The sequence below is a fragment of the Salinicola peritrichatus genome, from assembly GCF_003206715.1.
GTDB classification, from domain to species: Bacteria; Pseudomonadota; Gammaproteobacteria; order Pseudomonadales; family Halomonadaceae; genus Salinicola; species Salinicola peritrichatus.
Window position 1 is genome coordinate 11,871 of the sequence record NZ_PZJU01000059.1, and the last position, 24,426, is coordinate 36,296.

The following is a 24,426-nucleotide window of genomic DNA, read 5'->3' on the forward strand; positions in this document are numbered from 1 at the left end:
TCACTGCCGGGTCAAACGAACCAGACGATGGCGCAGCTCCGGATCGAACAGCGCCCGGCTGCGTTTCTGGGCGTGTTGCAGCGTTTCATCGTAGTGCAGGCGTTCATTCTCGATGCGCAGCCAGCCTTGACGTTCCAGGGTTTCCAGCAAGCCGCTGAACAGCCGCTTGTCGAAGAACTCCGGCGCGTTGAGGCCGGACAGCAGCGTCAGGCGCTCGGCCAGCTGGCGACTGTGCTCCTCGAGCGTCTCCCGGGTCAGTTCGCCGCTGGGATAGCGCAGCAGCGACGCCAACAGCAGGTAGGCACGCTCGAGTGTCGGTTGTACGGGCTGGCCCAGTAGCCGCAAGTGTTCGCTGGATTCGAGATGACCGGGCTGTCGGCGCCAGCCGTCCGTGCTCGGTTTCAATAGCCCTTCCTGCTCGAGCGCGTCGAGCGTGGCCGCCAGGCGCTCGCGCGGATTTTCCGGCGCCGTGAAGTAGAGCTCATGGGCGAGTAGTGGCCAGGCCGGCGCCAGCAGCGTATCGAGTTCATCGAGGGTGAAGGCGGCGTTGTTGCGAAAAGCGAATGCCACCAGGCCGTGATGCATGAACAGATGCAGCACATTGTTGCGATACCAGGTCAGAAGCGTCGCCTGCTCGGGGCTGGCGGTGATCAACTCGCCCAGCGCCTGGGGCTGGCGATTGGCGAATCCCAGCGTCACTACCTTGTCGATCCATTCTCCGGGTGCGCCATCGGGCAGTTGGCAACCCTCGCTGCCGGGCAGCGCGCGTTGCAGCCGCGCCAGCAGTGCGATGTGATTGGCCAGCAGATCGGACTCGATGGTGTGATGGGGCGTTGCCAGCAGTGTCATCGCCACCAGGGAAACCGCATTGAGACTGGCCGCGGCATTGATGCGCCGGGCCAGCGTCTCGCCGAGTCGTGGCACGGCGCGGTTGAGCCATTCGGGGCGTGAGTTGCCGCGTTCGGCTTCCCAGTTGGGCGCTGCGTCATCGAGAAATCCCGCCAGTGAAAGCGGTTCACCCACGCTGACGGTGACGCGTCCATGCGGTTCGCGCAGGTGCCTGAGCATGTGCAGCAGATCGAGTGGCGATTCCTTTTTCTTGGTCCTGCCGCGCAGTTCACGCAGATAGGCATTGCTTTCGAGAACCTTTTCGTAGCCGATATGGACCGGTACGAAGGCGACATCGCGCGCGGCATCGCGCATGAAGGAGCGCAGCGTCATCGCCAGCATTCCCGGGCGCGGCGACAACATGCGTCCGGTGCGCGAGCGCCCGCCTTCGATGAAGTATTCGAGCGGATGGCCACGAGCGATCAGCCGGTGCAGATACTCATTGAAGACCGCGGCATAGAGCCGGTTGTCCTTGAAGCTGCGGCGCAGGAAAAAGGCACCGCCGCGTCGCAGCAGGGGGCCGATCACCGGCATGTCGAGGTTGCGGCCGGCGGCGATGTGCGGCGGCATCAGTCCCTCGCGATAGAGCACGTAGGAAAGCAGCAGATAATCGATGTGGCTGCGGTGGCAGGGCACATAGATCAGCGTACGTTCGCCGGCGATCGCCTTGACGGCATCGAGCCCGTGGACGTCGACGCCGTCGTAGAGTCGGTTCCACAACCGTTTGAGCAATTCATAGAGGAAGCGCAGCACCGGATAGGACATGTTGGAAGCGATTTCGCGGGCGTAACGTTCGGCGCGGCGACGTTCGCGTTCCAGGGAGCTGCCATTGGCGGTCACGGCTTCCTGGATTGCCTCGCGTACCGGCGGACTGCCGATGACGCCGCGTACCAGCGTGCGGTGGTGGGAGATGTCGGGGCCCAGAACCCGCGCGCGTACGCGCCGGAAGTGAACGCGCAGGACACGAGCCACCTTGCGCTGCGTGAGCTGGGTATTCGGGTCGTCGATCAGCGGACGCAGGCGGATCGGGGCGCCGAGATGAATTTCCAGGTGGCGTCCGTTGACGATTACCGACACCAGGCGGCGCAAGCGCCCGCTCCAGGCCCAGTCGTCGGCGGCCAGCATCTTCCAGAAACCGAAGTCCTTGGCCGGGGCGCGACTCCAGAAGACGCTCACCGGAACCAGCTGCACGTCCAGCGCCGGATCGCGCTCGAGGACGCTCAGAATTTGCTGTAGCGGCAGGGAGTGCTGGCCCTGGACCCCGCGCCAGGTGCGCCGTAGTCTCGGCAGGGCGAAGCAGGCCGGTAGCGTGAGCTCGCCCAGCGCCACGAGCCGTCCGGCATCGGGCAGCCCGCGTTTCCGGGTCAGCCGCGTGACAGCGAGTTCATCGGTCACTGACGGGCGGGCGATGACGTAGAGCGTCGGACGGCTCGGGTCGAGGTCATGACTTTCCGGCTCGACCAGCCGGAAGGCGAGCCAGCGACCGAGCAGGCCGCTGGCCAGGCGATGCCATAGCCGGTGTACGCCACTGAGTGCCTGCATCGACGGAATTTCCCCGCAAATCCATGAGTATAGCGACATCCCCAGTCAGCGGCGACGTCGGCAACGGGGCTCTTTTCAGCCATGACAAAACGTGCGTCAATCGAGGTAATTTCGGTACGGGACATGTGATGCGAGCGACATGGAAGAGTGGCAACCGGTTCGATCTGCTGCCGGAAGGCAAGCGGTTCTGGCCGGCGATGCAGGAAGCCATCGATGGCGCTCGTCGTTATCTCTGGATCGAACTCTACCTGATGGAATCCGGCGAGCTGGCCGAGCGTTTCATCGCCGTGCTGGAGACGGCGGCTGCGCGCGGCGTGCAGATCAAGCTGATGCTCGACGGTGTGGGCAGCATGGGGCTGTCGCGAAGTGACCGCCAGCGCCTGCGGGCGAGCGGGGTCGAGCTACGCTTCTTCAATCCGCTGGCGATGACGCGCCTCGGCGGCAATCTGATGCGCGACCATCGCAAGCTGGTGGTGGTCGATGGAGAGATCGCCTTCACCGGCGGGTTCGGGGTCGTCGACGAGTTCATCGAGGCCTGGTACGAAGTGGCGGTACGCATCCGGGGCCCCGTCGTCGAAGACTGGATGCGTCTGTTCGCTGCCGTCTGGGACTCGCCACTGACTCGCGGTGGCAAGCCGAGAGAACGCCTGACCCAGTGGCTGCAATCGCTGCCGCCGGCAAAGGGGCAGGCCGCCGGCGCGTCGCGTGGCCGAGTCATCTGGGGGCGCGGGCATCGTTACCAGGCGATCCGCCTCTCGTTGCATGGGCGCGTTGCCACCGCGCGCCGCCGGCTGTGGCTGTGCACCCCCTATTTCGTGCCGACGCTGAGCCTGCGGCGCCAGCTCGCCCGTGCCGCGCGACGTGGCATCGATGTCCGCCTGCTGCTGGCCGGTGGCCACCACGATCATCCCGGTATCCGCTACGCGGGGCAGCGCTTCTACGGTCGTCTGCTCAAGGCGGGTGTGAAAATCTACGAATTCCAGCCCAACTTCATCCATGCCAAGTTCTGCGTCGTCGACGACTGGGTGTCGCTGGGCTCCTGCAATTTCGATCACTGGAGCCTGCAGTGGAATCTCGAGGCCAACCAGGAAGTCGAGGATGCCGGCTTTGCCGCCGAGGTCGCGCGACTGTTCGAGCGCAATTTCGCCACGAGCCGGTGTATCGATGCGGCATCCTGGGCCCGTCGCCCGTGGTGGCAGCGGGTGAGGGAATGGCTGTTCGGTACCCTGAATGCCTGGGTGACGCGGCTAAAATAGCCAAGACACTCGCCTCAGCGCTTGCCACCGCGACGACGGCGCGAGCCTGACTTGGCAGATTTGTCCGGATTGTTCGACTTGGTTTTCGAGGATTGGGCCTTGGGCTCCGGCGGTACCCGGAAATGCAGATAGAGATCCAGGGTCAATTCCGGGAGCTGGCTGGCCAGGGCAACGAACTGCTGCTCGTCGGCCACCAGTTCGGCCATTTCCGGTTCGTCGTCGAACAGCCCGGAGAGCGCCATGAAAGGCAGCAATAACGCAGCCACATGGGCTTCGTCCTGGGCGAACCAGGCGGCTTCGTCGAGGAAAACGCCCTGCATGAAGCCGGCGCACCAGTCCTCGATCGCCACGGCGGTGTCGCCATCTTCGTCCAGTTCGGTATCGAAAGGCAGTTCGATCCAGTCGCCAAGCTCGAGAATGTCGCCGGCATTGGACTTCAGCCTGTCCAGCAGACCCAGAATATCGTCGCGCTCGGCATCGTCCGCGAAGGGCGGCTCGCCTTCGAACAGCTCGGCAACCCATCGCTGGGGGGCAATCGTCCTCGGTGCCACTGCCAGCGCCACCAGGTAGCCATGTACGCCGATCACGTCGGGCGTCTCTTCGCCGAGGCGCTCCGCCGTCAGGTAATCGTCGAGCCGCGCCAATGCCTCGTCATCCAGCGGCGGGCGGCTGTCGATGGCGTCTTGTTGGTCTACGGACATGCGTGACTCCGTAAGGTGAAGGAAAATGGCGGTGAACAGGGCTGGACGCCTGCTCGTGCTGACTGCATTCTACCACCCATGAATGACTCGCTTGACTCCCCAACGACTCCAGCGCTTGGTATCAGCAACGCCCAGGCCCTGGAGGCGCTCGACGAGACGGCATTGCAGCGCCATCTGCTGGCGCGTGTCGAAGAAGCCTGGTGCCTGGCTTGCGAAGTGCATCCCGACCTGCCGCGCCCGCGGGTGTGGTTCGACCTGCGTGGACGCAGTGCCGGGCAGGCGCACTATCGGCGTGGAGGGCTGCGCTTCAATCGTACGTTGCTGCGCGAGAACCGCCAGGCGTTCATGGATGAGATCGTGCCGCACGAAATGGCGCACTGGCTGGTGTTCCATCTTGAAGAAGGCCGTCGTGTACGTCCTCACGGGCGCGAATGGCAGACGGTCATGCGCCGACTCTACGGTTTGCCGCCCGATACCACGCATCGCTTCGATGTCTCCCGCGCCAGTCCCATGCCTTACCTCTATCGCTGCCGTTGCCAGACGCCGCATCGCTTCACCCCGCGCCGTCATGCCCAGGCGTTGAGGGGTACCCACTACCGCTGCCGGCGCTGTCGGGAGCGTTTGACGTTCGAGCGCACCGAAGCCCGGGGATGAGTGGCCGGGCCATTCCGACGCGATGTGCACGGCTGCCCTGAATGGCGTTGAGACGAAGGTCTAATAGGGGGGTACCAGCGCCAGCGTTATATGCTGACCGCATCGCAAGCCGATCTGCTATCACGTTGAGTCGGCTAGGCTTTCATCTGCGAACTAAATAAACCGGGTCAGGTACAGGGAGACTGGAATGAGCGAACAGCAGCGCGTGTATCCTGTCGACGATCGTCTGGCGGCGGGAGCTTGGATCGATCGCGATCGTTATGAAACGCTCTATCGCCAATCGGTCGAAGATCCGGAAAGCTTCTGGCGGGAACAGGCAAAGCGTCTGAGCTGGAGTCGACAACCCACCAGGATCAAGAACACTTCGTTCGCCTCCGACAACGTCGATATCCGGTGGTTCGAGGATGGCGAACTCAATGTCGCTTACAACTGTATCGATCGCCATCTCGAAACCCGCGGCGATCAACCGGCGATCATCTGGGAAGGCGACGATCCGGCGGACGATAAGGTCATCACCTATCGCGAGCTGCATCGGCGTGTCTCGCAGCTCGCCAACGCGCTGAAATCGTTAGGTATCGGCAAGGGAGACACCGTCACGCTCTACATGCCGATGATCCCGGAAGCGGCGATGGCAATGCTGGCCTGCGCGCGCATCGGGGCGGTCCACTCGGTGGTGTTCGGCGGCTTCTCGCCGGATGCTTTGGCGGGGCGTATCGTCGACTCCCGGTCCCGGGTGGTGATTACCGCCGATGAATCGGTGCGCGGGGGCAAGCAGGTGCCGCTCAAGGACAACGTCGATGCCGCGCTGACGCGTGACGGGACCGACGTGGTCGAGAACGTTCTGGTCGTCAAGCGCACCGGTGGCGATATCGCGTGGCACGACGGGCGCGATCAGTGGTTCGATGCGCTGGTCGATGGGCAATCCGAGGAGTGTCCCGTCGAACCGATGAACGCCGAGGATCCGCTGTTCATCCTCTATACCTCTGGTTCCACCGGCACCCCGAAAGGGCTCAAGCATACCTCCGGCGGATATTTGCTCTACGCCGCGCTGACCCATCATGCGGTTTTCGACTACCACGACGGCGAAGTCTACTGGTGTGCCGCCGACGTCGGCTGGATCACCGGGCACAGCTATATCGTCTATGGTCCGCTGGCCAATGGCGCCATCACGCTGATGTTCGAAGGCGTTCCGACCTATCCGAGCCATGGCCGTATCGGGCAGATCGTCGACAAGCACCGCGTCTCGATCCTCTATACTTCGCCGACCGCCATACGCTCCTTGATGGCGCACGGCGAACACATCATGGATGACAGCAGGCGCGATTCGCTGCGCATCCTCGGGTCGGTCGGCGAGCCGATCAACCCCGAAGCCTGGGACTGGTTCTACCGGGTCGTCGGCAATTCCCGCTGTCCGATCATGGATACCTGGTGGCAGACCGAAACCGGCGGCCACATGATCACGCCGCTCCCCGGGGCGACCGACCTCAAGCCGGGCTGTGCCACCAAGCCCTTCTTCGGTGTCCAGCCTGCACTGGTCGACAACGATGGCAAACGGCTGGAGGGGGCGACCGACGGCAATCTGGTGATTCTCGACTCCTGGCCGGGACAGGCCCGTTCCATCTGGAACAACCATGAACGTTTCGTTCAGACTTATTTTTCGACTTATGAAGGGGTCTACTTCACCGGGGATGGTTGTCGCCGGGACGAGGACGGTGACTACTGGATCACGGGGCGTATCGATGATGTTCTGAATGTCTCTGGACACCGCATGGGAACCGCTGAAATTGAGTCATCGTTGGTGGCCCATCACGATATCGCCGAGGCTGCGGTGGTGGGTTATCCCCATGACATCAAGGGCCAGGGCATCTATGTCTATGTCACGCTCAACGATGACGTCGAACCCAGCGATGAATTGAAGCAGGAACTCAAACAATGGGTACGCAAGGACATCGGGCCAATTGCCACGCCGGATTACATTCAATGGGCGCCGGGATTGCCCAAGACTCGGTCGGGCAAGATCATGCGTCGCATCCTGCGCAAGATCGCGGCCAACGAGTGTAATGGCTTGGGAGATACCTCGACGCTGGCTGATCCCAGCGTGGTCGAGGATCTGATCGAAAACCGCTATGTTAAGGAGTGAGTCGTACGACTGGGAGCAAATCATGGCGTAATGAGCGATCGACTATATGAATGCATGATTCGCTGAAGATTGCCGAAATCGCCTGACGTTTACTGTTCGGTCGCCTTGAAAAGAGGCTTTCCTCCTGGTGCTCTACGTGCCACTCCAAAAGGAGGGAAGTACGCCAGCTTTCCGGGACGACCGAACTTTTTTGCGCCTGATCGATGCGTTTTTTTCGCTGACTCTTACACTATTTCCATCCAGATGACTTGGGGCTTGGGAATCCTTGAGTGCATGGGGTAACATGCCGTTAATTACGCGTAGAATCATCTTGTCCAGGAGCGGGAAGTCACCGACTATCTCGCCGACCGTCTCGACAATGCCGGAGGAGATTCAATGGCTTTTGCCCAGAAATTCATCGTTGCCGATGACCACCCACTCTTCCGGGCGGCACTCAATCAGGCATTGCGGCAGGTCTCCCCACAGGCGGAGATCGTCGAGGCGGATACCATGGAAGCCACTACCGAAGTGGTCACACGCCATCCCGACGCCGATCTGATCCTGCTTGACTTGCACATGCCCGGTGCCCACGGTTTTTCCGGCCTGATTCAACTGCGTGGCCAGATGCCGGACATTCCGGTCACGGTCATCTCCGGCAGTGAGGAGCTGGATGTGGTACGCCGGGCCATCGATTACGGGGCTTCCGGATTCATTCCGAAGTCAGCCTCGCTCGACGCCATCGCCGAGGCGATCGGCGAAGTCCTGAAAGGGGAAGTCTGGTTGCCGCCGGAGATGGCCGACGCCATGGGCGACGGCAATGAAGAGGACGCACGCTTCGCCGAGGCGATTGCGTCGCTGACGCCTCAGCAGTTCCGCGTCCTCAACATGCTCACGGAAGGGCTCCTCAACAAGCAGATCGCCTACGAATTGAACGTCTCGGAAGCGACGATCAAGGCTCACGTGACCGCCATTCTGCGCAAGCTCGGCGTACACTCGCGCACCCAGGCGGTCATTGCCGCGCAGAAACTCGAGATCGACCCCCCAAAAGTGACGGATGACTGAGCCGCGAGCCTGCCGGGCAGAAACGATGCCGCCGATGACGCCAGCATCGGCGGTGTTTTTCATGGCCCGCCTATAAGATCATCCACGCTGGCCGTGGCGCAGGCGCCTGGCCAGCAGAACGATCTCGATACAGGCAAACAGCAGCAAACTGTACCCAGCCAGCTCGGCCACCTCCTCGGCAGCGCTTTTGACGACATAAAGGTACTGATCCCCCATCAACGCTTGCCAGAAGACGCTGCGGCCATAAAGCCTGGAGAACACATAGGTAATCAGGAATCCGCTGGCAAAGAGTCCGAAGCCAAGGGTGTTGGCCATTTTCCGGAACTCGCTCAGAAAGCGATGTCGCCGGCGAATCACGATGTACAAGGTAGGCAGCACGATCACCACCACCAGCAATTGCCAGGCTCCATCGAAGATGAATCGGTCCAGCCAGGCGTCGTTCTCGCGCACGAACGAAGCGGCGAAGAAGCCCCAGAGCAGCAAGCCCACGGTGGGCAGTGTCCGTAGGCGATGACGGACATACAGCATCATCGCCGAACAGGCGAACAGCAGGGCCGCCTGGGCGAACTCGGTCAGTGAGACTTCGCTGAAGTCAGGGCCTCCCGCACGTTGGGCATCAATCAGGAAGATGCCCTGCATGAGGCCGATCAGGACGACTATATAAAGGCAGGCGCGAATGCTAATGGCTCGAAAAGCCATTGCATCCTTGGGATTGGACGATGACATGGGCTGATTTCTTTTCCAGCAATCAATAGCCGGCTAAGATATCAGCCTTAAGTTTCTTAAGAAACGGTGTTTTGAAAAAATTTAAGCTTACTTTAAGTTTCTGGCGCCAGCCCGGCTCGCAACCCCGCATGTTCGATGCCCGCGATGGCCGCTCGTTCATCGTTGTCGGAGCTGTCTCCGCTGATGCCGACGGCGCCGATGACACGCTCGTCGGTATCGAGGATCAGTACGCCGCCAGCCACCGCGACGAATTCACCATCGGCGGCGGCGGCCACGGCGGCAAGAAATGCCGGCCGCTCGCTGTTGCGTTCCCCAATGGTGCGGCTCGACAGCCCATAGCCGAGCGCCGCTTTCGCCTTGCCGCGGGAGACCGCAAGACGCAGCATGGCGCAGCCGTCGGCGCGGTCGCAGGTGATGAGTTGTCCGCCATGATCGAGCACAGTGACGGTGATCGGGTTCATGTCGTGGGAGTCGGCGTGGGCGAGGGCGCCCGCGACGATCTTGCGTGCCGACTCGAGTGGCAGCGGTTGGGTGGTGAGATAAACGTTGCGTGGCATGGCGGCTCTCCTGGCTGTTTTTGTATTCATAATTCATTTTGGCTGGCATCTTCCATGCCCCATTGGGAGAATACCGCCAATCTCCTCTGATCGAGCGACCCATGATCAAGATTCAGCAGAACACGCTCTATGGCGAAGCCGCCGCCAGAATCCGGGACATGATCAACGAGGGTAAGCTGTTGCCCGGCACGAGGATTCCCGAAAAGCAGCTATGCGAGCACTTCGGTATTTCGCGCACGCCGCTGCGCGAGGCGCTCAAGGTGCTGGCCTCCGAGGGCATGGTCGAGTTGTTGCCGAACCGTGGCGCCCGCGTCATGCGTCTGACCCGCCAGATGCTGGAAGAAACCTACAACGTCATGGGCGCCCTGGAAGGATTGTCCGGTGAGCTTGCCTGCCGCTACGCCACGGAAGCGGAGGTGGCCGACATACAGGCCCTGCATTACCAGATGATGGCGCATTACCAGCGCCGGGAAATCCGTCCCTATTTCGAATTCAACCAGCAGATCCATGACGCCATCATGGCCGCCTCACGCAACGAGGTGCTGAAAGAAACGTACAGCAGCCTCAGTTATCGTATTCAGCGGGTGCGCTATTCGACCACCATGATCGATGAGTACTGGGACCAGGCCGTTGCCGATCACGAAGCGATGATCGAATGCCTGGTGGCGAGGGACGGCGAACGCTTGGGCAGCATTCTGCGCGAGCACCTGCGTCACAAGCTTGTCGTCGCCGCGGCGAGCGGTGTCATCGATGAATCCCCGGCCACGTCGGCGACTTAAGCTGTAAGAGCGGCGCTACGCGCCTAGAAGGCGTAAGCATCGCTGCGCGGCTAGAAGAGGGAAGGACGGCGCCATGCGCCTGGAAGCGAAAAATCGGTTGTCGGGTTTTGATTTTGCTTCTCTCTTCTCTCTTCTCTCTTCTCTCTTCTCTCTTCTCTCTTTCCTCTTTCTTCCTTCTTCGTTCTTCCTTCTTCCCTTTCCGTTGGCTTCAACTTTCCGGCAATAGACAAATGTCGGGTTAGTCAATAATGAATTATGAATTCATAATTCTTGTGCAAGATCCAGTCACGCTCGCGCGGCGGGTGAAGCCAAGCCGGCTCCGACACAGGGCCGGACGCCATCGGGACACATCGCTCAAGCGGGCCAATATAAGAACGGATGAAGGACGCCAGTGATGAAGATACTAACAGCAGGCCTATTCGCACTCGCGCTGATGGCCGGCATCAGTCAAGCCAATGCACAAGAGATCGAGATCAAGTTCGGGCATGTCGGCGAACCGGGCTCGCTCATGGCTGATGTTTCACAGGAATTCGCCAAGCGGGCCAACGAGCAGCTCGAAGGGGAAGCCAAGGTTACCGTCTACGGTTCCAGTCAGTTGGGAGGGGACTCGGAACTACTGAAGAAACTCAAGCTGGGCACCGTCGACCTGGCCCTGCCTTCCACCGTGATGAGTAGCGTCGCGCCCCAGTTCGCGCTGTTCGAAATGCCTTATCTGATCGCCGATCGTGACCACATGAAGCGCGTCAGGGACGAGGTCGTGCGGCCCATGTTGTATCCGGTCGCCGAGAGTCGGGGTTATCACATCATCGGGGTGTGGGAGAACGGCTTCCGCCAGATCACCAACAACGTGCGGCCGATCAACAAGCCGGCTGACCTGCAGGGAATCAAGCTGCGCGTACCCAAGGGCGTCTGGCGGGTGGAGATGTTCAAGAGTTACGGCGCGAATCCGTCGCCGATGGCGCTCTCGGAAGTGTTCGTCGCGCTGCAGACCGGCGCGATGGATGGCCAGGAGAACCCGCTGGTCCAGACCTATGCTTCGCGGCTGCAGGAAGTGCAGCAGTATCTGTCGCTTTCCGGCCACGTCTATACCCCGGCGTACGTTACGGCCGGCATGAGCTGGAACCGCCTGCCTGAGCACGTGCGCGAAGTATTGAAGCAGACCGCCGAAGAGATGGAGTCCTATGCGTTGGAGCAGGGCGCCAAGCTCGACGAGGAAACGCTGCAGAAGATGCGCGATGCGGGCCTCGAGATCAACGAGGTCGACCGCCAGGCGTTCATCGACGCTTCCAAGCCGGTCTACGACAAGTTCATCAAGGACGTGGACGGCGGACAGGAGATGCTCGATAAGGTCCGCGAGCTGTAGTCCGCCAGCTAAGGAAACACTGCATAAATGTCTGCGCAGGTATATCGCTTCGTTGCGCGCTGCTCAAAATCCTCACCTATACCCCATAGGCTCCGGTTTTTGCGCTGCGTGCGCCTCGCGCTTCATCCTGCTCGCCGATTTATTCAGCGTTTCTCTAAGGAACGTGCCGACGCCTCGTCCCCTCGGGGCGGGGCGTCGGTAGTCAATGACAGGAGCCGCCTGTGAAAACCTTCAATGCCTTGCGCGATGGTTTCAGTCGCTTACTGGAAATCATCGTCGTCATCAATATGCTGGCGCTCGCGATCGTCGTGATCGTTGGCTTTCTGTCGCGGCTGGTGGGGGCTCCCTTCACCTGGTATGACGAGGTCGCCTCGGTCGGATTGGCCTGGCTGACCTACTACGGCGCCGCGCTGGCTGCCGCCAAGGGCGCGCACATCGCCTGTCCCAGCATCGTCAATGCCTTTCCGCCGGCATTGCGGCTGCCGGTCGCGCTGCTGGGGGAACTGGTGACCATCGCCTTTTTCGTGCTGCTCACCATCACCGGCTGGCAGGTCGTCCAGATTCTGCAGGGCTCGACGCTGATCAGCCTGCCGAGCGTCTCGCTGCAATTGACCCAGTCGGCGCTGCCGATCGCTTCGGTGCTGTTTATCATCGCCGAGCTGCTGCGTCTGCCGGAAGTCATGCGTCAGGCCAAAGGCGAGGGCTTCGTCGATCATGAGCTGGAAGAAGTGGGGTTGAGTCCGAACCTTGCCAGCCAGAGCGATCCAGCCAACCGACTCGAGGCAAGGAGTGCCGTACGATGATTCTGACCGCAATGTTCGTCGGGCTGCTGCTGCTGATCGTGCTCAACGTGCCGATCGCCATCGCCCTGGGACTGGTTGGCGCAGTTGCCGTCTATGGCAGCTACGGCAGCTATGCATTGCCCAACATCGGCCTGACCATGTTCGAAGGCGCGACCAATTTTCCGCTGATCGCGATTCCGCTGTTCATTCTGGCCGGCGCGATCATGAATGCGTCGAGCATCTCGCGGCGCCTGATCGATTTCGCCTCGTCGCTGGTGGGGTTCATCAAGGGTGGCTTGTCGATGGTGACCATCGGCTCGTCGATCTTCTTCGCCGAGATCTCCGGTTCCGCCGTGGCTGGGGTTTCCGCCCTGGGCAGCCTGTTGATTCCGGCGATGAAGAACCGCGGCTACTCCAAGGAGTTCGCGGCGGCGATCTCGTCTTCCGCGGCCAGCCTGGCGATCATTCTGCCGCCTTCGATTCCGATGATCCTGTATGCCGTGATGTCCGGCGAATCGGTGGTCAAGATGTTCGTCGCCGGTATCTTTCCTGGCCTGCTGGGGGCGCTGGGTCTGGCGATCGTCTGCTATTTCCTGGCGCGCAAGCACAACTTCCCGTCGGAAGGACGCTTTCAGGCCAGCCGGGTATGGAAAGCCTTCAAGGAGGCGATCTGGGCGCTGTTGATCCCGGTGATCATTCTCGGCGGCATCTTCGGCGGTATCGTCACCGCCACCGAAGGCGCGGCGCTGGCGGTCGTCGTGGCGATCTTCATCAGTGCCGTGGTCTACCGCGAGTTCACGCTCAAGACGCTGTGGAAGGCGTGTCTCGACGCCGGCGTGCAGACGGCGGTGGTGATGCTGCTGGTGGCGAGCTCGGCACTGGTCGGGCTCTATCTCACCGAGTCGCAGCTGCCGCAGCAACTGGCGAATTCGATCAGCGGTCTGACCGACAACAAGTACGTCATTCTCGCGCTGCTCAACATCATCTTCCTGATCCTGGGCGTGTTCCTGCACTCGGCGGCGGCGATCATTCTGGTCGTGCCGATCGTGCTGCCGCTGATCACGGAAGTCGGCATCGATCCGTTGCACTTCGGGCTGATCGTCACCCTCAATCTGGCCATCGGTCAGCAGACGCCACCGGTGGCCAGCGTGCTCATCGCGTCCTGCTCGATCGCCAAGGCCGATATCTGGCGTACCACGCATACCAATCTGTGGTTCCTTGGGGTGCTGTTCGTCGTGCTGTTGTTCAACACTTATGTCCCCGATTTCGCGCTGCTCCTGGTGCATCTGATCTACGGCAGCTGATAGCGAAAATCGATTCGAAATTCGACGAGGGAGACCCGGCGTCATGACCCAGAACGACGAGATTATCTGCAGCAAGGAAGGCGCTATCGGCTGGATTCGGTTCAATCGGCCGCAGGCACGCAACGCCATGACCTGGCACATGTACGAAACCATGACCCAGGCCAGCCAGCGGTTCGACGCGGACGACGAGGTCAAGCTGATCGCCTTTCGCGGGGAGGGCGGCGAGGCTTTCGTCGCCGGCACCGACATCAAGCAGTTCGTCGGCTTCGCCAGGCCCGAGGACGGGATCGACTACGAACGCCGTATCGACCGGGTCATCGGCGGTCTCGAGCGCCTGGCCACACCCACCGTGGCGCTGATCGACGGCTACTGTGTCGGTGGTGGCGCAGCCATCGCGCTGGCCTGCGATTTCCGCTATGCCAACGCGGATTTCAAGTTCGGTATTCCCATCGCCAGGACGCTCGGCAATTGCCTGTCGATCACCAACGTGGCGCGCCTGATCGACCTGATCGGCGTGGCGCGGACCAAGCGCGTGCTGATGCTCGCCCGCATGATCGAGGCCGAGGAGGCTGCCTCCATCGGCCTGGTCGACGAGGTGGTCGAGAGTCCGGCACTCGACGAGCGGGCAAGAACCCTGGCGGAGCGCCTGGCCGGGCATGCGCCGTTGACGATGCGGGCCGCCAAGACCGCTATCAACCGGATTCTCGACGCGCGACGGCCGGCTCATGATGCCGCGGACGACCTGATCGCCCAGTGCTACACCAGCGAGGATTTCCGCGGCGCGGTGCGGCGGTTCGTCGATAAGACGCCCTACACCTGGCAGGGCCGCTGACTCCAGGGAGACGCTGATTTATTGCTGCGCTCGATATCTTGATCGCCGGCGGTGCTCAGAATCCTCATTTAACACCGCGTAAACTCCGGTTCTTGCGCTCCGGCGGCGACCAACCTCTCATCGCTCGCGACATAAATCAGTGTCTCCTTAATAAATAGCCGCACCGGATCTATTGGCATTAGAGCACGCGCCTCGTATGCGCGTGACAGGGAAGGTGCGTCTCGAAAAACCGATGACTCGACGACTGTAAGGAGACACGCATGTTACCGCTGGAAGGCATGAAGGTGCTCGATATCTCGCAGATCATGGCCGGTCCGTATTGCACCATGGTGCTCGGCGACATGGGAGCCGACGTGATCAAGGTCGAGAAGACCAATGGGGGCGACGACAGCCGCCAGATGGGGCCCTACGTCAATGACGAATCGACCTGCTTCGCCCAGATCAACCGCAACAAACGCAGTATTTCGCTGAACCTCAAGGAGCCCGAGGGGCTGGAGCTGTTCTATCGATTGGCACGCGATGCCGATGTGGTGGTCGAGAATTACCGCCCCGGCGTGACCCAGTCGCTCAAGATCGACTATGACACCCTCAAGGCACTCAATCCGGGGCTCATCTACTGCTCGATCTCGGGCTACGGCCAGACCGGACCCTACCGCCGCAAGGGCGGCTTCGATCTGGTCGCCCAGGGGATGACCGGATTGATGTCGATGACCGGCGAGCCGGGACGCCGGCCGTTGAAGACCGGGGTCGCCGTCTACGACATCGGCGCCGGCATCACCGCCATCTACTCGATTCTGGCGGCCTATATCCACAAGCAGAAGAGCGGCGAAGGGCAACTGGTCGACGTGGCGATCGCCGAATGCGGTCTGCCCTGGTTCACCTGGGAAGCGGCGGCCTATTTCGCCGAGGGGCGGGTGCCGCAACCGACGGGTTGGCGCCACCGCGTCTCGGCGCCGTATCAGGCGATCAAGGTCAGGGACGGCTACATCATGCTCGGCTGTGCCAACCAGCGCACCTGGGAACGGCTGTGCAACGACGTGCTCGAGCGGCCGGAACTGACCCGGGATCCGCGCTTCGTCACCAACAGCGACCGTGGCCGTAACGTCGAGGCGCTGGAAACCCTGCTCGAGGAGATTTTCGGCGGCCAGGACATGGATCACTGGCTGGCGCTCTGCGACGAGGCCGGGGTGCCGGCGGGGCCGATCAACGATTTCGCCCAGGCGATGGACGATCCTCACTATCGCGAGCGGGGCATGGTGCAGGAATTCGAGCATCCGATCATTGGACGCATGCAGACCATCGGATTCGCCAGCAAGTTGTCGCAGACGCCGCCGCAGATTCGCCGGCCGGCGCCGATATTCGCCCAGCATACCGAAGAGGTGCTGGCGACCCTGGGCGTCGCGGGGGAGCAGCTGACCGAGCTACGCGAGCGCGGTGTCGTCCGTTGAGCCGTCATTCATCCCCGGCCGCCTGCGGCGCCGCCACCTCGAGCGAGCGCCGCGCCTCCTCCACCAGCCAGTCGTGAAGCGCCTGGACGCGGCGATCGTCCAGCGCGCCCTGCTGATAGACCAGGCCATAACGCTTGCCGGTAGCCACCGAGCCGGCAAAGGGGGCGATCAGGCGGCCGCTCTCCAGTTCATTGCCGATCAGGGTGCGCCGGGCGATCGCCACGCCCATGCCGGCGATTGCCGCTTCCACCGTGAGCTGGTTGCGGTTGAAGGTATAGCCGCGACGGACATTGACCCGCTCGCCGCCGATCGCCTGCAGGTAATGTTCCCATTCGGCGTAATCATGGCTGCCGCGCCAGGCGGTGACATCGTGCAGCAAGGGGTAATAGCCCAGTGCGTCCGGGTGCGTGAGCGGCGGGCGCCGGCGCAGCAGTTGCGGTGAGCAGACGGCGAAGATCTCCTCGTCGATCAGCGCCGTCGTCTGCAGGCCGGGATAGTGGCCGTCGTTGAGATCGATCGCCAGGTCGAAGCCGCCATCGAGCAGCGACAGATTGCTGTCCTCGGCGCTCAAGTGCAGTTCGATATCGGGGAACCGCGCCTGCAGGCGCGGCAATCGCGGCATCAGCCATTTGGCCAGGAACGAGGGCAGGCAGCGCAGCCGCAGCACACCGCTCATGACCCCGCCACGCAGGCGGTCGACTTCCATTCCTACCGCGTCGTAGGCCTGGGCGACCACGTCGGCCAGACGTTGCCCCTCTTCGGTGAGCGCCAACTGACGCGGCAGGCGTCGGAACAGACGAAACCCGAGACGCTCCTCCAACTGTTTGATCTGCTGGCTGACGGCGCCGGTGGTGACGTGAAGCTCTTCCGCCGCGCGCGTGAAGGAAAGGTGGCGTGCGCTTACCGCGAATACCTTCAGCCAGGCATGGGTCTGGGCATTGAGTGATTGGACCATGATTTAGTCAGGCTAAAACGCTTGGCAGATATAATCGATTGAGGCTGGTGTAACCGCCCAGCACACTGAAGTCAAACTACATCAAGCACCTGTTCACAGAGCGACTCCTGGTGATTCGTCAGCGACAGCGTGAAGCGTGAATGGAGGTGAGCCATGACTCTCAGTGTGTTCGACCTATTCAAGATCGGCATCGGCCCGTCCAGTTCGCACACCGTCGGGCCGATGCAGGCCGCGTACGACTTCGTCATGTCACTGCGCGAGCGGGAGCTGCTGGGTGCCGTGACGCGGGTTTCCGTCACGCTGTACGGTTCCCTCAGCGCCACCGGGAAGGGCCACAATACCGATCGTGCCGTGCTCGGCGGGTTGATGGGTGAGCGGCCGGTCTCGGTCGATCCCGACGAACTGGCGTTGAAGCTGGCGGCGCTGGAGCGGGACGGCCAGTTGCGGCTTGCCGATGTCCATGCGGTGGCGTTCGATGTCGCGCGGGACATCGCGTGGTGCGACGAAAGTCTCGACTACCACGCCAACGCGCTACGCCTCGAAGCCTTCGACGACCACGGCGTGGTCCATGCCAACACCTATTATTCCGTCGGCGGCGGCTTCGTCGTCGATGCCGAACGGGCCGCCCAAGGCGAGGCCGCGACACCGACGGTCGAGTTGCCTTACCCGTTCAAGAATGCCGTCGAACTGCTCGATATCTGCCGTCGTGAGAGGCTTTCCATCAGCGACGTAATGCTCGCCAACGAGCAAGCCTGGCGCAGCGAAGCGGAGATTCGTGCCGGCCTGTGGCGGATCTGGCAGGCGATGAAGGCGTGTGTCGACAGCGGGCTCGACCAGCACGGCGTGCTGCCCGGTGGACTCAATGTGCGCCGCCGGGCACCGTCGTTATATCGCCATCTGCAGGCACTGGACGGCAACCGGGGGCTGATCGCCAGCACCTTCTCGGCGATGGATTGGGTCAATCTCTTCGCCCTGGCGGTCAACGAGGAAAACGCCGCCGGCCGGCGCATGGTCACGGCGCCCACCAATGGCGCGGCGGGCATCGTGCCGGCGGTCCTGCACTATTACATGAAGTTCGAACCGGCGGCCTGCGAGAAGGACGTGGTGCGCTTCTTGCTGACGGCGGGCGCGATCGGGATCTTGTGCAAGACCAACGCCTCGATCTCCGGCGCCGAGGTCGGCTGTCAGGGGGAAGTGGGCTCGGCCTGCGCGATGGCGGCGGCCGGTCTTGCGGAGTTGCTGGGCGGCACGCCGGCGCAGGTGGAAAATGCCGCTGAAATCGGTCTGGAACACAACCTGGGGCTGACCTGCGATCCGGTCGCCGGCCTGGTGCAGGTGCCTTGCATCGAACGCAACGCGATCGCCTCGATGAAAGCGATCAATGCCGCACAGATGGCGCTGCGCGGTGACGGCGAGCATTTCGTCTCGCTCGACAAGGTGATTCGCACCATGCGCGACACCGGGCGCGACATGCAGGACAAATACAAGGAGACCTCGCGCGGCGGGTTGGCGGTCAACACCATCGAATGCTGAGGCTACCATTACCGCGGATAACGACAGCGCTCAAAAGCTGTGCCAATATCGATTTCCTTAATCGGTGCCACGACGCATTCGCATCAGGACGATAGGGCAAGGGAAATGAGCGAAGACAGCTGTATCATCCGTCACTTCAAGCATTACGGTGAACTATCCAAGAATGACGAGTCGTTGCTGGCGGACCTGGAGCAGAGCCCTACGGAGGTCAAGGGCGACCACGTGCTGTGGCAGGAGGGGGACCCCGCGCGGGAATTCTGCACCTTGAGCAAGGGCTGGGCTTATTCGTTTCGGCACATGGAAGATGGCTCGCGCCAGATTCTCGAAATCTACCTGCCCGGCGACATCATCGGCCTGCGGGAATTCGCCTTCAGGGAACGTCTGACCGGTGTCGCCATGCTGGAAGACGGCGTGGTATGTCATTTTCCTCACCGCCGTCTGGTCAATGTCTTCCGCGAATCGCTCAAGCTGTCGACGATCTTCTTCGCCATCGCTTCCCACCAGCAGGCGCTGCTCACCGAGCGCCTGGTCAATCTCGCGCGACGCAGCGCCCGCCAGCGCCTTGCCCATCTGATCTACGAGATGTACGTGCGTCTGGAGCGCACCAGCTCCCGCCAGGGCAACAGTATCCGCCTGCCTCTCTCGCAGCAACACCTCGGCGATGCCCTGGGACTCTCCTCGGTGCATGTCAGCCGCACGCTGACCGCCTTCCGCGAGGAAGGACTGGTGTTGCGCTCGCGCCAGCGCATCGAGTTGCCGGACCCCGATGCGCTGGCGCGGGAGGCGGAGTTCGGCGATGCCTATCTCAACGACGGCGTCGACCACTTCTTCAATCACTGAATCCGGTGGCCGGCGGCACGCTCACCACGCGGCGATCGTCGCCGGCAAGCGTTCGGCGAGGAAGTCCACCAGCAGGCGAATCTTGGGCGAGAGCTGGCGGTGGCGCGGATAGACGGCCCATACCGCAGTATCGGTGAACTGGTAGCGGTCGAGCACCGCCGTCAACTCGCCGCGGGCGATCGCCGTTTCGACGTAGTAATCCGGCAACTGTGCCAGGCCGATTCCCTTGCTGGCGGCATCCAATAGTGCCGGACCGGAATTGCCGCGCCAGTTGCCGGAAACCCGGATTTCCCGTCGTTGGCCGTCGACCTGAAACAGCCAGCTGTCCCGCGAGCCGACCAGGCAGTTGTGGTGGGCCAGCTCGGACAGGCTGTGGGGCGCCGGCAGACGCTGGAAATAGGCCGGCGAACCGACCACGTATTCGCGCCGGTCGCACAGGCGGCGTGCCAGCAGGCTGGAATCCTTCAGCACGCCCATGCGGATGGCGATGTCGAATCCTTCGTCGATCAACGCCACGGTGCGGTTGGTGAAGTGCAGCCGCACATCGAGCTGCGGGTAGCGGCAATGGAACTCGTTGACCAGTGGCGCGATATAGCGCTCGCCGAAGGTCGTGGCGCAGCTGATCGCCAGGCGCCCCCGGGGTTGCGACTGCAGTTCGTTGAGTGCCGCTTCGGCCTCGCGAAAGCCGTCGAGCAACGAGCGGCAATGCTCGTAATAGACCGCGCCGCTGTCGGTGAGCCGGATCTGGCGGGTGGTGCGGTAGAGCAGCGGCGTGCCGAGTTGCTGTTCCAGCTGGCTGACGAGGCGGCTGACGTGCGAGCTGGAGACCTTGAGCGCCGCCGCCGCTCGCGAGAAGGTGCCCAGCCGGACTACGGCGACGAAAGCCTCGATACCATCCCAGCGCGACATCATTGACCTCTTTTCGAAGAAACCGATTTCAGCGGCATCGATCTCGACGGCAGCGATTTTTGCTGCATGGCAATAATCATGTGTCGGACGCCTGCTTTATTGCCTGACGGGGAGCGCCTAGACTGAACCAAAACCAGCCGCCATGTCACGCTCGCGTGGCGAGCGGCCAGCAATCCCCAAGGAGACCAGATGATGAAATCGCGTGCCGCCGTGGCCTGGGAAGCAGGCAAGCCGCTTTCGCTCGAAGAGATCGACGTCGAAGGCCCCAAGGCCGGTGAAGTGCTGGTACGAATCGTCGCCACCAGCGTCTGCCATACCGATGCCTACACGCTCTCCGGCAAGGATCCGGAAGGGTTGTTTCCCTCGATTCTGGGCCACGAGGGCGCCGGTATCGTCGAGGAAGTGGGCGAGGGCGTGACCGGCCTGCAGCCGGGCGACCATGTCATTCCGCTCTATACCGCCGAGTGCGGCAAGTGCAAGTTCTGCCTTTCCGGCAAGACCAACCTGTGCGGCGCGGTGCGTGCGACCCAGGGCAAGGGGCTGATGCCGGACGGCACCACCCGTTTCTCCAAGGATGGCAAGGCGCTGCATCATTACATGGGGACTTCGACCTTCTCCGAGTACACCGTGCTGCCGGAAGTCTCGCTGGCCAAGGTGTCGAAGGAAGCGCCGCTGGACAAGATCTGCCTGCTCGGCTGCGGTGTCACCACCGGTATCGGCGCGGTGCTCAATACCGCCAAGGTGGAGCCGGGTGCCACCGTCGCCGTGTTCGGTCTCGGCGCGATCGGCCTGGCGGTGATCCAGGGCGCGCAGATGGCCAAGGCCTCGCGCATCATCGCCATCGACGTCAATCCGGACAAGTTCGAACTGGCGCGCCAGTTCGGTGCCACCGAGTTCGTCAACCCGAAGGACTACAGCGACCCGATCCAGCAGGTCATCGTCGATCTCACCGATGGCGGCGTCGACTACTCCTTCGAGTGCATCGGCAACGTCAACGTGATGCGCTCGGCGCTGGAGTGCTGCCACAAAGGCTGGGGCGAGTCGATCATCATTGGGGTCGCCGGTGCGGGCGAAGAGATTTCCACCCGCCCGTTCCAGCTGGTCACCGGTCGCGTCTGGAAAGGCTCTGCCTTCGGTGGGGTCAAGGGGCGTACCGAACTGCCGGGTTACGTGCAGCGCTACATGGATGGCGAGATCAAGATCGACGAATTCGTGACTCACGACATGCCGTTCGACCAGATCAACGAAGCCTTCGAACTGCTGCATGCGGGCAAGAGCATCCGTACCGTATTGCATTATTGAGCTACGAGCTACGAGCTACGAGCCAAGGGCGAAGATCAAAAGCGAGAGCGTTGGTTGCGTGACGCATATAGAGCATTTCAGGCGCCGGTTTCGGGGCGCATAGACTTCTGGCGTCGGTTCCGGGGCGCTTAACGAGAAGGAGAGAGCCATGTCGATGAGCGAGCAGCTGGAACTGGTCTCGGCCACCAAGAGCTTCGGAGGCTGGGTCAAGCGCTACAAGCATCGCTCGCGGGCGCTGGATTGCGACATGATCTTCGCGATCTACCTCCCGCCGCAGGCCGAGGAGGGGCGGGTGCCGCTGATGTGGTGGTTGTCGGGGCTGACCTGCAACGACGAGAACTTCATGCAGAAGGCCGGCGCCCAGCGCATGGCCGCCGAACTCGGCCTGGCGATCGTCTGTCCGGATACCAGCCCGCGCGGTCTGGATCTTCCCGGCGAGCACGACAGCTACGACTTCGGTTCCGGCGCCGGTTTCTATCTGAACGCCAAGCGCGAGCCGTGGTCGCGTCACTACCGGATGTACGACTACGTCACCGAGGAATTGCCCTCGGTGGTGCGGCTGCACTTCCCGGTCAACGGTCGCGAGTCGATCAGCGGACATTCGATGGGCGGGCACGGCGCGCTGGTGCTGGCGCTGCGTCAGCCGGGACGCTATGCCGCGGTCTCGGCGTTCGCGCCGATCGTCAACCCGACGCAGGTGCCCTGGGGCCGGAAGGCGTTCGAGAACTATCTCGGCGACGACGTCGGCCTACGCACCCAGTACGACGCCTGCGAGCTGGTGGCCAAGGGCTCGTCGCGTCAGCCGCTGTTCATCGATCAGGGCGAGGCGGACAACTTTCTCGACGAGCAGCTCAAGCCGGAGCGGCTGGAGGCTGTGTGCAAAGAGCATGATCACCCGCTGACATTGCGTCGCCACCCCGGCTACGACCACAGCTACTTCTTCATCGCCAGCTTCATCGACGAGCACCTGCGCTATCACGCCGAAAGGCTCTACGCCAAGCGCTGAGCGGCAGACGAGATCATGGCCCGACAGACGGGCCATGATGACTGACAGGCCCCGGCACGCCTGGATTGGCTCCAGGAAGCCGGTGGAGGGCGCGACCGCCCCCATCGTCGCGTCAACGATGGTACCCTCACGCTTGTAAACACCCTCTGAACCAGGGGGCGCCCGCCGTTCTGAAGGCCGACACCACCTTCACCAACCTCATGGGGTTGATGGGGCTGACTTGGATCGATCGCTGATAATGGCACGACATGGAACTCGCACTATCCGTTCCTCCCGCGGCGGGGGACGAATGGGTCGTTGGCTGATGGGGAGCGTAGTGATGAGCTTGATCATGGGGTGCCAGGAGTTGCCTTCCCTGGAAGAGCGCTCCGAATCCCGGGCCGTACCCCCGGAGGCGACGGCGGAGACGTGGCTGGGCCGGGCCATCTTGCCGTACCTGCGCCAGGCAGACTCCGGCCTCAGCGGCATTCGCCCCTTGCCTGAGCCCCGGGAAGCCTTTGCCTCGCGCATGCTCCTTGCCCAGACGGCAGAGCGGACTCTCGATATTCAATACTATATCTGGCATCCCGACCTGACCGGGACGCTGTTGCTCGAAGCGTTGCATACCGCTGCAGACCGTGGGGTTCGAGTGCGTCTGCTGCTGGACGACAACGGCATCAGCGGCATGGACGAGACGCTGGCGGCCTTGGATTCTCACCCCAATGTCGAGGTACGGCTGTTCAACCCGTTCCGCTACCGCCGTGCCAAATGGCTCGGTTATGTCACCGATTTCTCACGCGCCAATCGACGCATGCACAACAAATCCTTTATCGCCGATAACCAGGCCGCGATCATCGGAGGGCGCAATATCGGTGATGAGTACTTTGGCGCTACCGACGGCGTGCTGTTCGCGGATCTCGACGTGATGGCGGTGGGAGCCGTGGTACCTGACGTTTCGCGGGATTTCGATCTCTACTGGGCCAGCGAGTCCGCCTATCCCGTTGCCGGTCTACTCGATCCGGCAGGCACAGGGAAACTGGTCGAACTGTCGCAGCGCGCGGAAAAAATCGAGCGCGAACCCCGGGCGACCAGCTATATGGCGGCGCTGCGGGAGACCGACCTGATTCACAGTCTGGCCCAAGGCGAGTTGGAACTACGCTGGTCGCGAGTCCGCATGCTGAGCGACGATCCTGCCAAAGGACTGGGCAAGGCCGATGATGCGGATCTACTGACCTCGCACCTTCAGGACATCATTGGCGACAGCAGCGAGGCGTTCAGCCTGGTATCGCCCTATTTCGTCCCCACCGAGGCCGGTACGCGGGCATTTCGCGAACTGGCGAAGCGAGGTGTTGCGAGCCAGGTATTGACCAACTCGCTGGCGGCGACGGACGTGCTTGCGGTTCACGCCGGCTATGTCCGCCAGCGTCGGGCGTTGCTGGAAGCGGGTGTCGACCTCTACGAACTCAAGATGACGACCTCGACGGCGGGCGGGAATGCCGGTCCCTTGGGTAGTTCCGGCTCCAGCCTCCATGCCAAGACGTTTACGATCGACGATCGGCGTGTCTTCATCGGATCGTTCAACTTCGATCCGCGTTCGGCCAGACTCAATACCGAGCAGGGATTCATCATCGATGATCCGGACCTGGCCACAAGGATTCGCGAGGCGTTCGACCAGCGCGTGCCGCAAATGGCCTACCATGTCGAGTTGTCGCCGGATGGACGATTGGTCTGGGAAACCCGGGAAGGCGATTCGACACGACGCTTGACTCAGGAGCCGAATTCACACTGGTGGCAACGCGGCCTGGTGTGGTTCGTCTCCAAATTGCCGGTGGAGTGGCTGTTGTAACATGGCTCGAGGCGGGCTCGAGGTGTTGGACAGCACCAGACCG

General features: G+C 62.3%; 21 protein-coding genes. 15 read left to right on the top strand and 6 right to left on the bottom strand.

All coding sequences use genetic code 11. The annotated features are described in order from the left end of the window. Entirely contained in the window at positions 1 to 2,430 is a 2,430-nt protein-coding gene (plsB, locus tag DOM57_RS18730) for a glycerol-3-phosphate 1-O-acyltransferase PlsB (RefSeq protein ID WP_239496320.1), read from the bottom strand. Positions 2,431 to 2,558: 128 nt separating this feature from the next. Here plsB and DOM57_RS18735 point away from each other — a divergent pair, with 128 nt between their 5' ends. Next, positions 2,559 to 3,686: a phospholipase D-like domain-containing protein gene (locus DOM57_RS18735; RefSeq protein ID WP_110650705.1), complete on the top strand. Its 1,128-nt coding sequence runs from the start codon at positions 2,559 to 2,561 to the stop codon at positions 3,684 to 3,686. A gap of 14 nt (positions 3,687 to 3,700) precedes the next feature. Here the strand turns inward: DOM57_RS18735 and DOM57_RS18740 are convergent, their stop codons facing one another. Continuing rightward, complete coding sequence (locus tag DOM57_RS18740; protein ID WP_110650706.1) at positions 3,701 to 4,387, bottom strand: YecA/YgfB family protein; 687 nt, start codon at positions 4,385 to 4,387, stop codon at positions 3,701 to 3,703. 78 nt (positions 4,388 to 4,465) lie between these two features. Here DOM57_RS18740 and DOM57_RS18745 point away from each other — a divergent pair, with 78 nt between their 5' ends. The 3 genes from DOM57_RS18745 to DOM57_RS18755 all read left to right on the top strand — a co-directional run bounded on the left by DOM57_RS18745 (position 4,466) and on the right by DOM57_RS18755 (position 8,222). Then, positions 4,466 to 5,041 (top strand): SprT family zinc-dependent metalloprotease, encoded by a 576-nt coding sequence (locus DOM57_RS18745; RefSeq protein ID WP_110650707.1) that lies wholly within the window; start codon positions 4,466 to 4,468, stop codon positions 5,039 to 5,041. A gap of 187 nt (positions 5,042 to 5,228) precedes the next feature. Further along, complete coding sequence (gene acs, locus DOM57_RS18750; protein WP_110650708.1) at positions 5,229 to 7,181, top strand: acetate--CoA ligase; 1,953 nt, start codon at positions 5,229 to 5,231, stop codon at positions 7,179 to 7,181. Positions 7,182 to 7,556: 375 nt separating this feature from the next. After that, positions 7,557 to 8,222 carry a response regulator gene (locus DOM57_RS18755; RefSeq protein ID WP_110650709.1) on the top strand — a complete coding sequence of 222 codons (666 nt, stop codon included), beginning with the start codon at positions 7,557 to 7,559 and terminating at the stop codon, positions 8,220 to 8,222. A gap of 78 nt (positions 8,223 to 8,300) precedes the next feature. Here DOM57_RS18755 and DOM57_RS18760 read toward each other — a convergent pair whose 3' ends face one another. Continuing rightward, positions 8,301 to 8,948: a hypothetical protein gene (locus DOM57_RS18760; RefSeq protein ID WP_110650710.1), complete on the bottom strand. Its 648-nt coding sequence runs from the start codon at positions 8,946 to 8,948 to the stop codon at positions 8,301 to 8,303. A 92-nt stretch (positions 8,949 to 9,040) separates the two neighbouring features. Beyond that, positions 9,041 to 9,505, bottom strand: coding sequence for a GlcG/HbpS family heme-binding protein (locus tag DOM57_RS18765; RefSeq protein WP_110650711.1), 465 nt, complete (start codon positions 9,503 to 9,505; stop codon positions 9,041 to 9,043). Positions 9,506 to 9,606: 101 nt separating this feature from the next. Between DOM57_RS18765 and DOM57_RS18770 the strand changes: the two genes are divergently transcribed. The 6 genes from DOM57_RS18770 to DOM57_RS18800 all read left to right on the top strand — a co-directional run bounded on the left by DOM57_RS18770 (position 9,607) and on the right by DOM57_RS18800 (position 16,013). Beyond that, the gene (locus DOM57_RS18770; RefSeq protein WP_110650712.1) at positions 9,607 to 10,284 is read left to right on the top strand and encodes a GntR family transcriptional regulator; all 678 of its coding nucleotides are present in this window, start codon (positions 9,607 to 9,609) and stop codon (positions 10,282 to 10,284) included. A 394-nt stretch (positions 10,285 to 10,678) separates the two neighbouring features. After that, on the top strand, positions 10,679 to 11,647 hold the full coding sequence (locus tag DOM57_RS18780; RefSeq protein ID WP_110650714.1) for a TRAP transporter substrate-binding protein: 969 nt from the start codon (positions 10,679 to 10,681) through the stop codon (positions 11,645 to 11,647). A 221-nt stretch (positions 11,648 to 11,868) separates the two neighbouring features. After that, positions 11,869 to 12,450 carry a TRAP transporter small permease gene (locus DOM57_RS18785; RefSeq protein ID WP_239496321.1) on the top strand — a complete coding sequence of 194 codons (582 nt, stop codon included), beginning with the start codon at positions 11,869 to 11,871 and terminating at the stop codon, positions 12,448 to 12,450. After that, positions 12,447 to 13,733 (top strand): TRAP transporter large permease, encoded by a 1,287-nt coding sequence (locus DOM57_RS18790; RefSeq protein ID WP_204353034.1) that lies wholly within the window; start codon positions 12,447 to 12,449, stop codon positions 13,731 to 13,733. Before DOM57_RS18785 ends, DOM57_RS18790 begins: the two co-directional genes overlap by 4 nt. A 43-nt stretch (positions 13,734 to 13,776) precedes the next feature. Further along, positions 13,777 to 14,565, top strand: a complete 789-nt coding sequence (locus DOM57_RS18795) for an enoyl-CoA hydratase/isomerase family protein (protein WP_110650715.1) — start codon at positions 13,777 to 13,779, stop codon at positions 14,563 to 14,565. A 260-nt stretch (positions 14,566 to 14,825) separates the two neighbouring features. Further along, positions 14,826 to 16,013 carry a CaiB/BaiF CoA transferase family protein gene (locus tag DOM57_RS18800; protein ID WP_110650716.1) on the top strand — a complete coding sequence of 396 codons (1,188 nt, stop codon included), beginning with the start codon at positions 14,826 to 14,828 and terminating at the stop codon, positions 16,011 to 16,013. A gap of 4 nt (positions 16,014 to 16,017) precedes the next feature. Here DOM57_RS18800 and DOM57_RS18805 read toward each other — a convergent pair whose 3' ends face one another. Next, positions 16,018 to 16,968 carry a LysR substrate-binding domain-containing protein gene (locus DOM57_RS18805; protein WP_110650717.1) on the bottom strand — a complete coding sequence of 317 codons (951 nt, stop codon included), beginning with the start codon at positions 16,966 to 16,968 and terminating at the stop codon, positions 16,018 to 16,020. A 153-nt stretch (positions 16,969 to 17,121) separates the two neighbouring features. On the opposite strand from DOM57_RS18805, the gene DOM57_RS18810 reads away from it, so the two are divergent. Both DOM57_RS18810 and DOM57_RS18815 read left to right on the top strand, forming a co-directional pair. Continuing rightward, on the top strand, positions 17,122 to 18,501 hold the full coding sequence (locus DOM57_RS18810) for an L-serine ammonia-lyase (RefSeq protein WP_110650718.1): 1,380 nt from the start codon (positions 17,122 to 17,124) through the stop codon (positions 18,499 to 18,501). Positions 18,502 to 18,606: 105 nt separating this feature from the next. Then, the gene (locus DOM57_RS18815) at positions 18,607 to 19,341 is read left to right on the top strand and encodes a Crp/Fnr family transcriptional regulator (protein ID WP_110650719.1); all 735 of its coding nucleotides are present in this window, start codon (positions 18,607 to 18,609) and stop codon (positions 19,339 to 19,341) included. A gap of 21 nt (positions 19,342 to 19,362) precedes the next feature. Here DOM57_RS18815 and DOM57_RS18820 read toward each other — a convergent pair whose 3' ends face one another. Beyond that, complete coding sequence (locus DOM57_RS18820; protein WP_110650720.1) at positions 19,363 to 20,250, bottom strand: LysR substrate-binding domain-containing protein; 888 nt, start codon at positions 20,248 to 20,250, stop codon at positions 19,363 to 19,365. Positions 20,251 to 20,442: 192 nt separating this feature from the next. Here DOM57_RS18820 and DOM57_RS18825 point away from each other — a divergent pair, with 192 nt between their 5' ends. The 3 genes from DOM57_RS18825 to DOM57_RS18835 all read left to right on the top strand — a co-directional run bounded on the left by DOM57_RS18825 (position 20,443) and on the right by DOM57_RS18835 (position 24,383). Further along, positions 20,443 to 21,552, top strand: coding sequence for an S-(hydroxymethyl)glutathione dehydrogenase/class III alcohol dehydrogenase (locus DOM57_RS18825; protein ID WP_110650735.1), 1,110 nt, complete (start codon positions 20,443 to 20,445; stop codon positions 21,550 to 21,552). 148 nt (positions 21,553 to 21,700) lie between these two features. Continuing rightward, positions 21,701 to 22,558 carry an S-formylglutathione hydrolase gene (gene fghA, locus DOM57_RS18830; protein WP_110650721.1) on the top strand — a complete coding sequence of 286 codons (858 nt, stop codon included), beginning with the start codon at positions 21,701 to 21,703 and terminating at the stop codon, positions 22,556 to 22,558. A gap of 319 nt (positions 22,559 to 22,877) precedes the next feature. Then, entirely contained in the window at positions 22,878 to 24,383 is a 1,506-nt protein-coding gene (locus DOM57_RS18835; RefSeq protein ID WP_239496322.1) for a phospholipase D family protein, read from the top strand. Positions 24,384 to 24,426 lie beyond the last annotated feature (43 nt).